Below are 13,738 nucleotides of genomic sequence, written 5' to 3' on the forward strand. Positions count from 1 at the left end.
TATGTTGAGTAAGGAGAGCGTGTGCTCTCCCCGCCAGTTTCTTAGTTGATTACACCACTTACACCAATACGTACACTTGGCTCACCTTGTGATGCAGCTGCAACACCACCGGTAATTGACCAGCGACCATTATCCGAAGTTTTACGTAAGGTGACGCCGACTGCATTTTCACCGCCATGGTAAGCAGCACCCGCAGCATAGGTATATTTACCTGCAACAAATGGGGCTGCTTCCAATGCCATTGCTGCTGCAATACCTGCATTGGCTTTTTTCTCTACGCTATCAATACGCTGGTTTGTGTCGTAGAAGGCTTGTTGTAACTGGTCACCGAGGTTGGTAATACGGTTACCCAATTCCTGATTTGACTGGTTTAAAGTACCAATCGCATCATGGATATTGTCTTTTCCTGTACCACCAACGTTCTTGGTTTTGATGGTTCCATCCGGATTTACCGTAGTGTTACCACCGATGCTGTTCTTGATGCTGTCAGAGATATTATGGATCTGACCACCATTCACCGCATCTTTAGAACCTTTTGCAATGGTCCCGTTATCTACACCCTTAACAACACGGTCGCCATCTTTACCTGCCATATTGACACTCTTACCACCAGTGTCTTTACCAACCGTGATTTCACCTTTCGGATCCTGTTGCTGAACAAGACCAGACTTACCATTGTTGATGTTGTTGATATTGTTCTGGATGTTCTGGATGTCATTGGTGTTCTTGTCAACATTCTGTTTAACATCCCACAATTGACCACCATTCACCGCATCTTTAGAACCTTGCTCAACCTTACCATCAGCAACATTCTTCAAGTTAGTGCCCTTATCGCCACCACCTAAAGTCACTGAGTTTTTATCAACATTGCCATCTTTGTCTTTGTCATACTTCACAGCATTATCAGACAAATCACCAATCTCTTTACCGATTTGGTCTTTAACATCATTGATTTGCTTGTCCAGCTGACCTTTATTCACAGCATCTTTCGCATCGACACCGTCAGCAACATTGGTAATTTTCTTACCACCAGCATCAACACCATTAATGGTGATACTTGGACCTCCTTTAATTACCAGGCCATTATTGTTCAACACTGTATTGCCCGTGGTAATGCTGTCGAATTTCGCATCTTTCAACAATTCAATCTTGATGCCGTCTTTAGTGGTACGGGTAATCACATTTTCACCGCTGGTCTTGTCTTCTGCTGTTGCTGCATCAGCGCCACCTACGATGTTTAACTTGTCACCCAACTTACGGTGTACATCTTTACCCACATTGCCTGCAAAGTTCAGACCTTTGTTGGTCAGGTCATTTACACCATTGGTAACTTTGTCATCAACTGACTTGATTGCATCATTGATGTTGTTTTTGCCTGTTCCACCAATGTTATTCGTCGTGATGCTACCATCCGGATTAACCGTGGTGTTACCACCAATGCTGTTCTTGATGCTGTCAGAAATATGCTTGATCTGACCGCCATTCACCGCATCTTTAGAACCTTGAGCAATTGAACCATCAGCAACATTGCTAATGACCTTGTTACCTGCATTGATGCCGTCTTTAGTGATGCTTGGGCCATCTTTGATGGTCAAGCCATTGTTGTTCAATACGCTGTCGCCAGTCGTTACGCTGTCTAAAGTCAGGTCTTTCTTGGTCGATACTTCGTAGTTCGTACTGCCATCTTTATTGGTCGTTTCTTTAACAACAATGTTGTCGCCTTCAGTCACTGTGGTTTTCGCTTTGGTTGCAGCGTCTTTTACATTGCTGATTGCATCGTTGATGTTGTTTTTACCTGTACCACCAATGTTATTCGTCGTGATGCTACCGTCCGGATTTACCGTGGTGTTGCCACCAATACTGTTCCTGATGCTGTCAGAAATATGCTTGATCTGACCACCATTTACCGCATCTTTAGAACCCTTGGCAATTGAACCGTCAGCAACGTTAGTAATGACTTTGTTACCCGCATTGATACCATCTTTAGTAATGCTTGCACCATCTTTGATGGTTAAGCCGTTGTTGTTCAATACGCTGTCGCCAGTCGTTACGCTGTCGAACTTCGCATCTTTCAACAATTCAATCTTGATGCCGTCTTTAGTGGTACGGGTAATCACATTTTCACCGCTGGTCTTGTCTTCTGCTGTTGCTGCATCAGCGCCACCTACGATGTTTAACTTGTCACCCAACTTACGGTGTACATCTTTACCCACATTGCCTGCAAAGTTCAGACCTTTGTTGGTCAGGTCATTTACACCATTGGTAACTTTGTCATCAACTGACTTGATTGCATCATTGATGTTGTTTTTGCCTGTTCCACCAATGTTATTCGTCGTGATGCTACCATCCGGATTAACCGTGGTGTTACCACCAATGCTGTTCTTGATGCTGTCAGAAATATGCTTGATCTGACCGCCATTCACCGCATCTTTAGAACCTTTGGCAATTGAACCGTCAGCAACATTGCTAATGACTTTATTACCTGCATTGATGCCATCTTTAGTGATGCTTGGACCATCTTTGATGGTCAGGCCATTGTTGTTCAATACGCTGTCGCCAGTAGTGATGCTGTCGAACTTCGCGTCTTTCAACAATTCAATCTTTATACCATCTTTAGTGGTACGGGTAATGACATTTTCACCACTGGTCTTGTCTTCTGCTGTTGCTGCATCAGCACCACCCACGATGTTTAACTTGTCACCCAACTTACGGTGTACATCTTTGCCTGCATTGCCTGCAAAGTTCAAACCTTTATTGGTGAGGTCATTTACACCATTAGTAACCTTGTCATCAACTGACTTGATCGCATCATTGATGTTGTTTTTGCCTGTACCACCAATGTTATTCGTCGTGATGCTACCGTCCGGATTCACCGTGGTGTTACCACCAATGCTGTTCTTGATGCTGTCAGAAATATGCTTGATCTGACCGCCATTCACCGCATCTTTAGAACCCTTAGCAATTGAACCGTCAGCAACATTAGTAATGACTTTATTACCTGCATTGATGCCGTCTTTAGTGATGCTTGGGCCATCTTTGATGGTTAAGCCGTTGTTGTTCAATACACTGTCGCCCGTGGTAATGCTGTCGAACTTCGCATCTTTCAACAATTCAATCTTTATACCATCTTTAGTGGTACGGGTAATCACGTTTTCACCGCTGGTCTTGTCTTCTGCTGTTGCTGCATCAGCGCTACCTACGATGTTTAACTTGTCACCCAACTTACGGTGTACATCTTTACCCGCATTGCCTGCAAAGTTCAGACCTTTGTTTTCCAGCTCAGTCTTCGTATTGTCGATCTTACTGTTTAACTCAGTCTTGGTGTTATTGATCGTGTTGTTTAACTCAGTTTTGGTATCGGTAATCTGAGTCGTTAACTGATCTTTAGTGTCATTCAACTTATTGTTGGTATCTGTGATACGGTTAGCCAAGTCTTTCTTGGCATCATTCAAATTTTTATTGGTATCTGCAATTTGATTGCCCAAATCAGTTTTGGTGTTATCAATTTTCTGATCTAGATTGGTAATGTTTTTCGCATTTTGATTCACACGAGTATCAACATTCTTGAGCTGACGTACAGTCACTGCATCTGAATCAGCAGAACCATCTTCAACATTAGTAATACGACGCTCTTTTCCAGCTGAACCTACTGACACAACACCATTAGACATTGATGCATCACGGTTGGTCAGGAAAGAATTACCTGTTGCTTGAGTTGCAACAGCATCTTGACCTAATGCCACACTATTTTCCGCTTCAACACGACTGCGAGCACCTAATGCCACACCACCAGTAACCATTGATCGGGCGTCTTGTCCGACTGCAACAGCATTTTCCTGATCAGCAACGGCTCCACCACCAATCGCAGCAGAATTTTTACCTGTAGCTTGAGCACCACTACCGATTGCAGCTGCACCATCTCCTGTTGCCTTTGCACCTTGACCAGGTTTATTGCCCGAACCAATTGCTGTTGAGTTAGTCCCAGAAGCAACTGAGTTAATACCCATGGCTGATGCACCATCACCTGTAGCCTGAGCCACAGCGCCAAAAGCAGCAGCGCCTTTTCCAGAAGCATTTGCCATAACACCAAATGCCGATGATGCATCACCAGTTGCTTTAGATGTCATACCAAAAGCCGAAGAAAATGCCCCTGTACCAACCGCTTGAACACCTACAGCAGTTGAACCATGATTTGCTTCTGTTGTTGGATAGTGTCCGGCCTTCAGCACACCACCTGTAATTTCAGTATAGGTTTTACTCAACTCAGCATCTTGGGCAATTTTATCAACATCATCTCCACCAATTGCAACTGATGAATTACCACGAGCGATTACATCAGCACCAATCGCAACTGATTGATCACCAATCGCTTTAGTTTGGTCACCAATCGCAACTGATTGATTGCTGTAACCAGGTACAACACCTTCTGCACCTCTAGTAGACGCATTGCGACCAATCGCAACGTCCCCACGACCAACCGTTTCACTACTACTACCCATTGAAATGGCACCAGAACCAACGGCTTGAGCATTACCACCTATTGCCATCGAATCACGACTAGAAGCTTTAGTGTTTACACCGACGGCTATTGAGTTTCTTCCTGTTGCACCGTCATTTTCAAAGTTGCCACCTTGCTGTCCATTATCATTGATACTGACATAATGAGTACGAGCTGCTTTTAGCTGACGTACCGTTGCTGCATCTGAATCTGCTGCACCATCAGCAACATTTTGAATACGACGTTCAGCGCCAGCACTACCCACAGATAACACACCTTTCGGCGCGACTTGATTCGTAAGAAAGCTTTCACCCGTTGCTTGTGTCGCTTTTGAGTCTTTGCCTAAAGCAATACTATTTTCTGCATCTGAACGTGCCCCTTTACCAACTGCAACACCACCTTCAAAAGTTGCTTCTGCTTGATCTCCAATCACAACTGCATGGTCTTTATTCGCTTTTGCACCTGTACCAATTGCAACTGACTTCTTGCCAGTTGATTCAGAGAAAGCCCCGATTGCCAAAGCATTTTCCTGAGTTGCAACTGCACCGCCCCCAAATGCAATCGAATCTTTACCTGTTGCTTTTGTTGCCATTTTCGGTTGATATGCGGCCCCTGCCTGACCTGCAACTTCCTCAGCACTATCAATATCAGGAGAACCAATTGCAATTGAACGATAACCTTCTGCAGTTGCAGAGTGACCAATTGCTAGAGACCCTTTACCTGTTGCAGCCGCTACATTACCAATTGCTTGAGAAAAATCTCCTTTAGCAGCAGATTGACGACCAATTGCTAGAGCTGTATTTCCAGAAGATAAAGCAGCCGTACCGATTGCCACGCCAGAGATATTTTGTGTTGTTGCATATGAACCAATAGCCGTTCCTAAGCTTTTCTCTACACTAGCGCCAGTACCTATGCTTACAGCTCCGCCCTGCTTCAAATTGCCTTCAAAAGCACCCTTTGAGTTATTATAAGGATTTTGGCGATTTGCAATATTTGCAGCAGTCGAGTCCAATGTCTTAGCACCACAGCCTAATGCAATATCTTTAGCATTTGCTGTATTTGCGGTTCCTTCCCGACACATCATATTCGAACCTGAAATGGATGTACCTCTGCCCACTCCACCATCAATATTAGTCGCCGCAAAAGCTGCTGGAGAAAAACTAACGACTCCCAATAAAACACTCGCTGATAAGTTAAAAGTTTTTGATTTGGTTTTTGTTCTGCTTTTGGCAATTTCTGAAGTTGCAACCCACGCACCAATTGATGCATTCCAAACCACTTTAAACACTTTATTCATAAAACTTCTCAGACGATTTTTACAGTTATTGAGAGACTAAAAATGTGAAATCACATTTTTTCTCAAATGCCGGTTAAAAAAGATCGCGAATGCTAATGAAATAATCTAAAGAGGTAAATGAATCCCCCAAAAACCAAGAGCAAAAATGAGACATATTTCTCATATTTAAAAAATAAATAAGAAACTAAAATACTAATAAATATTGATAAAAAATTAAAATGTTTAGTTTTGTACACTTTAAGTAAAAGATATAAAATTCAACTAATTTTAGAATGATAACTCTATATAAAATAAGCATAAATGAACAAAAAACATACTAAGTATGATGATTTTTAATTTTGATCGTGTATGAAAACTTTTTGCTATTTTCTTTTTCTCAAGTAAAAAATATTGATAAAGAATTAAGATACTAAATCAGTTATGATTTATCCATCAAAACGAATTTCTCAGCAGCATGAGTCAAGAACTGAATACACTTAGAAGACAGCTCCGCCTAAGAAGAGGACAACTCTCTTTGTTTCAACAAAAACAAGCTGAGCAACAAGTTCTCCATCAGTTTAGACGACTAAACTCATTTCATTCAGCGAAAAAAATTGGTCTTTACTTACATGCATTCGGTGAAATTCATACACAAAAACTTCTAGAACTGTGCTTCCAACACGGAAAACAAGTTTATCTTCCAATGATATGCAATATGAATCAAAAACTGGTTTGGGTAAAAATCAGCGCCAACCAATATAAAAACAAACGTTTTTCCCATCATCCTCTTGGTATGAAAGAACCCATGGCTGGACGTGGTCAATCGGTTTCAAATTTAGATCTACTCATCATGCCATTACTTGCTTGTGATCACCTTGGTACAAGAATCGGCATGGGAGGTGGTTATTATGATCGAACTTTAGCTACAGCCCCACATCGGCCTTTTCGACTTGGTTTAGCGCATACATTCCAATATTTGCACTTTCCCTTGTCACGCCAAAAATGGGATCAACCTTTAGATGCATTGATCACCCCAACGCAAAAATATTTTTTCAAACGCTAAACACATCATCTTTATACAATTTCGCCCAAATCCCAACCAATTTAGTCTTTTTTTTATATTTTCTAGATAAAACCCCTTGTAATTTTTAAAATGCACATCACTATAAAAACATGGCAACACCGTTGTCACTCATTAGGAGTGCCCATGTCTGAATATATTATGAATAATGAAACTAACTTAGAGCCGCAGGTTCCAAGTGTATTACCACTATTGGCGTTACGTGATGTTGTGGTTTACCCACACATGCAAATTGCGCTCTTCGTGGGTCGTGAAAAATCGATCAATGCAGTGGATGTGGCTCGTAACAGTGACAATTTAGTATTTGTAGTTGCGCAAAAAGATTCGCTTACAGAAGAAATTGATCACGATAATCTCTATCAATATGGAACCGTGGCTAAAATCGTACAGGTTGTAAATCATGAAAATGATGAAAACTGTATTAAGGTGCTGATTGAAGGCCTACATCGTTCTAAATTAGAACGTATTATTGACGGGGAACAATACTTAACTGCTGAGCATCACCTTAGTCCAATGACGGTTGCATTGGATCAAGAGACTCAAGAAACTCGCTTAAATGAATTACGCACCCTATTTGCTCAATATGCTGAAGCAAAACTACGTAATGCGCGTGAGTTGGTTGCAGCAGCAAATAAAATCGAAGACTTATTACAACTTATGTTCTTCGTTGCAACTCGTGTGCCTTTAAATATTGAAGTGAAACAAAAATTTTTAGAGCACGATGAGTTTGAAGCACATTTGCAAGAGTTAATGAGCTATTTGATGAATCAATCTGCTGAACAGCAAATTGAGCAAACGCTACATGACAGCGTAAAACGTCAAATGGAAAAGAATCAGCGTGAATACTTTCTCAATGAAAAGATGAAAGTTATTCAGCGTGAACTTTCTGATATGAATGGTGGCGCTGAAGATGACGTTGCTGAAATTGAGAAACGTCTTGCTGAAGCAGATTTACCTGAGCATGTACGCAAAAAAGCGGAGGCTGAGTTTCGTAAACTGAAAGCAATGCAACCTGCTTCAAGCGAAGCAGCTGTGGTGCGTAATTATCTAGAAGTAATTTTAGATACACCTTGGAATAAAGCCAGCAAAGTCAGTATTAACTTGGCAAAAGCACAAGAAATTCTTGATGCTGACCATTATGGCTTAGATGATGTCAAAGATCGTATCGTAGAGTATCTCGCAGTCCAGTCTCGCGTGAAAAAACTCAAAGGTCCGATTCTATGTCTAGTGGGTCCTCCAGGTGTAGGTAAAACATCACTAGGTGAATCAGTTGCGAAAGCAACAGGTCGTGAATTTGTTCGTATGGCACTCGGTGGTGTCCGTGACGAAGCTGAAATTCGTGGTCACCGTCGTACCTATATTGGTGCGATGCCAGGTAAAATTGTGCAGTCTTTAACGAAAGTTGGCGTAAAGAATCCACTATTCTTGCTCGATGAAATCGACAAGATGGCACAAGATTATCGTGGTGATCCAGCTTCTGCATTGCTTGAAGTTCTTGATCCATCACAAAATAGTAAATTTAACGACCACTACTTAGATCTTGATCTTGACCTTTCAGAAGTGATGTTCATCTGTACAGCGAATAGCATGAACATTCCTGAAGCTTTACTAGATCGTATGGAAGTGATCCGTCTACCGGGTTATACCGAAGATGAGAAAGTAAACATTGCTGAGCGCTACCTTGTGCCTAAGGCAATCAAGAACAATGGTTTACGTACAAAAGAGTTAACAATTCATGAAGAAGCAATTCGTGATATTGTACAACGCTATACTCGTGAAGCTGGTGTGCGTAACTTAGAACGTGAAGTATCAAAAATTGCACGTAAAGTTGTAAAAGAAGCAGTCAGCAAAAAGTCTAAAAACTTACAAGTTGATGTGACCTCTGCTAATCTTCCGACATACTTAGGTCCACATAAATTTGACTTTGGTATGGCAGAAGAAGAAGCTCAAGTCGGTCGTGTGAATGGTTTGGCTTGGACTTCGGTTGGTGGTGAGTTATTGACGATTGAAGTTGCGGCAGTAAAAGGTAAAGGTAAATTCATTACGACGGGTTCACTCGGTGATGTAATGAAAGAATCTATTACAACCGCGATGACATTAGTCCGTACTCGGGCAGATGAATTAGGTATCGAATCTTCTCGTTTTGAAGAGACCGATGTTCATGTTCACTTACCTGAAGGCGCAACACCAAAAGATGGACCGTCTGCTGGTTTAGCGCTCACAACTGCTCTAGTCTCTGCATTTACAGGCATTGCAATTCGTCCAGACATCGCCATGACAGGTGAAACTAGTCTAGGTGGTCGAGCCATGCGCATTGGGGGATTAAAAGAGAAACTTCTTGCAGCACATCGCGGTGGCATTAAGTTAGTATTTATCCCACAAGATAATGTTCGTGACTTAGATGAGATTCCAGACAATGTCAAAGAAGGCTTAGAAATCAAAGCGGTGAAAAGCATTGATGAAATCTTACCTCTTGCTTTGACTGATACGCCTAAGCCTTTGCCAAAAACACCGATTGTAAAACCGGTGGAAGATGCAAAAGCAGCACGTCACTAATTATTTATCAATAAAAAAGAGAGCTACAGCTCTCTTTTTTTGTTACATAATTTGGTTGAAAAATAACCCGCATATTGCATAATAAAATAGAGTCGATAAAAACAAAGGCTAAGTTTGGCTCATGTGCAACTCATTTTTTAGTATCATCTGAACTCCAGACAGATGATACTTTGATCGCAGCTCATACGCGTTTTGAGCTGCGTTTTTTATGGTCAAGATAACTCTCTAATTTGTCTTTTTTATGACAAGATAAACCACTGTACTCCCCCATGGCATGACTGCAAGCTTTATAATGCACTTAATTTTATAAATGAAACGAAACTATGAAAATTCGCATTCTGACGATTGGTCAAAAAATGCCTGCATGGGTGATTACTGGGTTTGAGGATTATTTCAAGCGAATTCAACCTTTTGTACAAACACAGGTGGTTGAGTTACCCATGGCGAAGCGCGGAAAAAATGATTCAGAAGCAGATATTTTAAAATACTGTCAAATTGAAGGTGATAGTATTTTAAATGCGATCAAACCCAATGAAACCTTGATCGCACTAGAAGTAGGTGGCCGTGAATTAAGCACTGAAAAACTCGCAGATACCATGAAACAATGGATGCTTGAAGGCAATGATGTCGTGCTAGCCATAGGAGGCCCCGATGGACATTCTGATGCCGTACGCAAGGCTGCAGCTTGGCATTGGTCGTTATCAAAGCTCACCATGCCCCACCCAATGGTACGTATTTTATTAATCGAGCAGTTGTATCGAGCGATGAGTATCAATCACAATCACCCCTATCATCGCGCCTGATTTAAACAGTGTTCTGATTTAAGAACAATCTGTTGAAGCCTATCAACTTTTAAATTGTGCTGATCTTTGTCACCATAGGCGTATATTTCCATTCAGGTGCTTGATTATGAATCTGCAAACATTACCAGGGTTATTTATCTCTCATGGTTCACCAATGCTTGCACTTGATCCTGAGCAAGTTGGACCAGCTTTACATCGCCTGAGTCATAATCTTCCAAAACCACAAGCGATCATTGTCATGTCTGCTCACTGGGAAAGTCAGGCTTTGGAAGTCAGCACATCTACACGACCACAAACTTGGCATGACTTTAGAGGTTTCCCTCCAGAGCTATATCGAATTCGTTACCCTGCTGCCGGTGCACCTGACTTAGCAGAAAAAATACTGGCACTATTTGCAGAAGCTGGAATATCTGCACATGCAAATAGTACACGGCCACGAGATCATGGTGTCTGGATGCCTTTGTTGCATATGTATCCAGATGCAGATATTCCTGTAATTGAAATTTCACTTCCGATCTCGATGAGTTCCGATGATATTTATAAAATCGGGCAAATCCTTGCTCCCTTGAGAGAACAACAAATTTTACTGATTGGTTCAGGTAGTATTACCCACAACCTTGCTGAACTGTCATGGCAAGCAGATGCCGATATACCGGTTTGGGCAAGTACTTTCCGTAATGCTGTTGTGAATAGACTTTCCCATCAAAATTATGATGCAGTTCTCGATTGGCCATCATTACCATATGTACAGCGTAACCATCCAACACTCGAACATTTTGCACCACTATTTTTTGCGATGGGAACAGGTAACCGTTTCAACATCGTCCATAGTAGTTTCTCCATGGGATCCTTAGGAATGGATATTTATCGCTTTGATTAGTTCGCTAATCATATAACTTATCCAAATTCATATTTCTGAACAATTACTCTAAAGAAGTGGTTTTTCATGTTAGTTAATCCACTAAAACTTCTATACTTTTATCATATTTTACAAATTGACACATTTAACAAACTTAATGCATAACGTGCTGCCATGCGCTTCATTTAAGAATACTTTAAGCTAATACCTGCTATTTTTTATGTGTTGTTTAAAAAATGAAAATCAAATACTTAATCCTTGCTTTACTCCCTTTTTCTTTGATGGCTTGTCAAACGGTGCAAAATGTTGCAGATCATGTAAGCGCTGAAGTCAACAATGCTGCTGCAAAAAAACTTACTGATTATCGTTGGACTTATCAAGCATCAACAGCATCTAAGCCATTGGTACTAAACTTTAATAATAACCAACAACTATCAATCCAAACTGGCTGTAATGGCCAAGGCGGCACATGGAAGGTTGAAGGCGGCAATACCATCGTAACGTCAGCACTTGTATCAACGATGATGGCGTGCTCTGATGATTTAATGCAGCAAGAACGCTTATCAGCAGATATTTTTAGTGAGAAAAAAGTACCATTCCAAGTCAGTACAGCAGATAACCAAGCAATTTTGACTGTAACCGATAGTAAAGGTCAAAAACACGTATTTACAGGCGCTAAAATGACTGATAGTAAGCTTTTAACGAACTATACTTGGTCTTACCAATCAACTGAAACTAAAAAACCAATCGTTTTAAGTTTCTTGGATAACAATCGTTTATCTGTAGACACTGGTTGTAACCGTCAAAATACTTCTTGGAAAGTTGAAAATGATGTGATTGTTACAGGTGATTTGGCTTCTACACTTATGGCGTGTGAACCTACACTGATGAAACAAGAACAATTCGCTGGCGATCTTTTACAAAAGCGCCAAATCCCATTTGAAATGAATGTAAGCGACTTGGATCAACCGACTCTAGTGGTACGTGATACTAAAGGTCAAGCTTATACATTTGTTGGTAAAATGACACCTGAAGCGAAGTACCAAACTGAGCCAAAAACAGTATTTTTGGAAATCGCGCCAGAAACAAAATCATGTGTTGGCGTAGCACCACAAACTTGTATGCAAGTTCGTGAAATTAAGTATGATGACAAAGGCATCAAAACTTATGCTGATAAAGACTGGTCACTTTACTATGGTCAAATTGAAGGATTTGAACATAATCCAAATCAACGTGTAATCGTTCGTGTTAAGCGTTTTGAAGTTAAAAACCCAGCAGCAGACCAATCAAGCCTAGCTGATGTATTAGATATGGTTGTTGAACAAGAAGTTGTTAAAAAGCCGTAATACATTGTTATAAAAAAGATCCGATGTTTTCATCGGATCTTTTTATTTAAATTTCTTACACGACCTTCTATCTTTCTCATTTCTTATCAAAATAATCTTCTGGATAGGGATCTGGACCTTTTAAATTTTTTCGATATTCCATGACACTAAATAGTCTGGTAAACCATTTATACTTGCTAAAGTTGCAGCAGCTCATACCACCTGATTCTGAAAATAATGATACTAACGCTGTAGCACTTGCTTGTGATCTAAGCTTTGGGAGTTGACCTACAATGGCTTTAACAGACTCTATGTTTTGAACTATGCCATAGCTGACTTTCATTATCGATCAACTAAAGGCTGTGGATCATAATCTAAAAACTGAGTATAATCATGCACATCCTCATAAATACGATCTGTTTCTTTATCCTCATACGGTTGAGGATCATTTTTTATAAGCGCTTTATTTAGTGCATCTATATCTTTAACCCCAAGTATTTTATAAATTCGCTCTGACTCCTGTGCATAACCTCTAAATTGTTTTTTTATACTTTCTCCAAGAAAAGAAATTATTATTGCAAAAATAATTAATCCTGATAAAAATAAAAATAAATCAAATCCTAAAAAAATTAATCCTAAAGCCATAAGCGTATTAATTCCAACATACATAAATAGAGTATTCTTATTATGAGCTTTATCGGAGATAGCCACAGTATGGCCAAAAGGAACAGCCATACCCAGTAATTTATTATTTTTATTCATGATTGCAAGTACATTAAAGTTCTGTTCTATATCCTCATCATAGACAACATAAACTTCTTCACCTTCTTTAAAAAATACCCCTGTAAACGCAGCGTAGAATGCTTCCCCATCAATTTCAAAATGAATATAGTAGCCTGGAAAGCCATTGATACCACTTAATGTTGCAGCTGCTCCCATACCTCCAGATTCAGCAAACATCGACACCAAAGCAGTTGCTCTCGCCTGTGTCCTTAGTTTGGGTAGCTCACTAACTATTGCATCGACAAATTGGAGATTTTGAACTATGCCATAGATGACTTTCATTATCGATCAACTAAAGGCTGTGGATCATAATCTATAAACTGTGTATAATCATGCACTTCCTCATAAACACGATCTGTTTCTTTATCCTCATATGGCTGAGGATTATTTTTTATAAGCATTTTATTTAGTGCATCTATATCTGTAACCCCAAGTATTTTATAAATTCGCTCTGACTCCTGTGCATAACCTCTAAATTGTTTTTTTATACTATGTCCTATTGAAAACATTAATACCATCGAAAAAACTACTATATATATATATATTCCATATTATCC

General features: G+C 40.2%; 8 protein-coding genes and 1 pseudogene. 5 read left to right on the plus strand and 4 right to left on the minus strand.

Translation table 11 applies throughout. The features are described 5' to 3' along the window. Positions 1-41 precede the first annotated feature (41 nt). Entirely contained in the window at positions 42-5,795 is a 5,754-nt protein-coding gene (locus F2A31_RS10265; protein WP_150026295.1) for an ESPR-type extended signal peptide-containing protein, read from the minus strand. 454 nt (positions 5,796-6,249) lie between these two features. Here F2A31_RS10265 and F2A31_RS10270 point away from each other — a divergent pair, with 454 nt between their 5' ends. The 5 genes from F2A31_RS10270 to F2A31_RS10290 all read left to right on the plus strand — a co-directional run bounded on the left by F2A31_RS10270 (position 6,250) and on the right by F2A31_RS10290 (position 12,419). Continuing rightward, positions 6,250-6,837 (plus strand): 5-formyltetrahydrofolate cyclo-ligase, encoded by a 588-nt coding sequence (locus tag F2A31_RS10270; RefSeq protein ID WP_150026296.1) that lies wholly within the window; start codon positions 6,250-6,252, stop codon positions 6,835-6,837. A 144-nt stretch (positions 6,838-6,981) separates the two neighbouring features. Next, on the plus strand, positions 6,982-9,411 hold the full coding sequence (lon, locus tag F2A31_RS10275) for an endopeptidase La (RefSeq protein ID WP_150026297.1): 2,430 nt from the start codon (positions 6,982-6,984) through the stop codon (positions 9,409-9,411). Positions 9,412-9,734: 323 nt separating this feature from the next. Then, positions 9,735-10,214, plus strand: coding sequence for a 23S rRNA (pseudouridine(1915)-N(3))-methyltransferase RlmH (gene rlmH / locus F2A31_RS10280; protein WP_150026298.1), 480 nt, complete (start codon positions 9,735-9,737; stop codon positions 10,212-10,214). Between the two features lie 106 nt (positions 10,215-10,320). Beyond that, the gene (locus tag F2A31_RS10285; RefSeq protein WP_150026299.1) at positions 10,321-11,094 is read left to right on the plus strand and encodes a DODA-type extradiol aromatic ring-opening family dioxygenase; all 774 of its coding nucleotides are present in this window, start codon (positions 10,321-10,323) and stop codon (positions 11,092-11,094) included. A 215-nt stretch (positions 11,095-11,309) separates the two neighbouring features. Next, entirely contained in the window at positions 11,310-12,419 is a 1,110-nt protein-coding gene (locus F2A31_RS10290) for an META and DUF4377 domain-containing protein (protein ID WP_150026300.1), read from the plus strand. A gap of 76 nt (positions 12,420-12,495) precedes the next feature. On the opposite strand, the pseudogene F2A31_RS15910 reads toward F2A31_RS10290, so the two are convergent. From F2A31_RS15910 to F2A31_RS15915, 3 genes and pseudogenes are all read right to left on the minus strand, one after another. Then, positions 12,496-12,567 (minus strand): annotated as a pseudogene (locus tag F2A31_RS15910) (hypothetical protein); the annotation flags it as partial. Between the two features lie 173 nt (positions 12,568-12,740). Continuing rightward, entirely contained in the window at positions 12,741-13,463 is a 723-nt protein-coding gene (locus tag F2A31_RS10300; RefSeq protein ID WP_150026302.1) for a putative type VI secretion system effector, read from the minus strand. Next, positions 13,463-13,699 (minus strand): hypothetical protein, encoded by a 237-nt coding sequence (locus F2A31_RS15915; RefSeq protein ID WP_228715630.1) that lies wholly within the window; start codon positions 13,697-13,699, stop codon positions 13,463-13,465. The genes F2A31_RS10300 and F2A31_RS15915 overlap by 1 nt, the downstream gene beginning before the upstream one ends. Between the last annotated feature and the right edge of the window lie 39 nt (positions 13,700-13,738).

This window comes from Acinetobacter suaedae (assembly GCF_008630915.1).
In the GTDB taxonomy this organism is placed as follows: Bacteria; Pseudomonadota; Gammaproteobacteria; order Pseudomonadales; family Moraxellaceae; genus Acinetobacter; species Acinetobacter suaedae.

What these genes read in the sequence shown, in the direction of transcription:
- F2A31_RS10270 (WP_150026296.1), top strand. Translation starts at nt 6,250, where the DNA reads ATGAGTCAAGAACTGAATACACTTAGAAGACAGCTCCGCCTAAGAAGA.
- F2A31_RS15915 (WP_228715630.1), bottom strand. Translation starts at nt 13,699, where the DNA reads ATGGTATTAATGTTTTCAATAGGACATAGTATAAAAAAACAATTTAGA.
- rlmH (WP_150026298.1), top strand. Translation starts at nt 9,735, where the DNA reads ATGAAAATTCGCATTCTGACGATTGGTCAAAAAATGCCTGCATGGGTG.
- lon (WP_150026297.1), top strand. Translation starts at nt 6,982, where the DNA reads ATGTCTGAATATATTATGAATAATGAAACTAACTTAGAGCCGCAGGTT.
- F2A31_RS10285 (WP_150026299.1), top strand. Translation starts at nt 10,321, where the DNA reads ATGAATCTGCAAACATTACCAGGGTTATTTATCTCTCATGGTTCACCA.
- F2A31_RS10300 (WP_150026302.1), bottom strand. Translation starts at nt 13,463, where the DNA reads ATGAAAGTCATCTATGGCATAGTTCAAAATCTCCAATTTGTCGATGCA.
- F2A31_RS10265 (WP_150026295.1), bottom strand. Translation starts at nt 5,795, where the DNA reads ATGAATAAAGTGTTTAAAGTGGTTTGGAATGCATCAATTGGTGCGTGG.
- F2A31_RS10290 (WP_150026300.1), top strand. Translation starts at nt 11,310, where the DNA reads ATGAAAATCAAATACTTAATCCTTGCTTTACTCCCTTTTTCTTTGATG.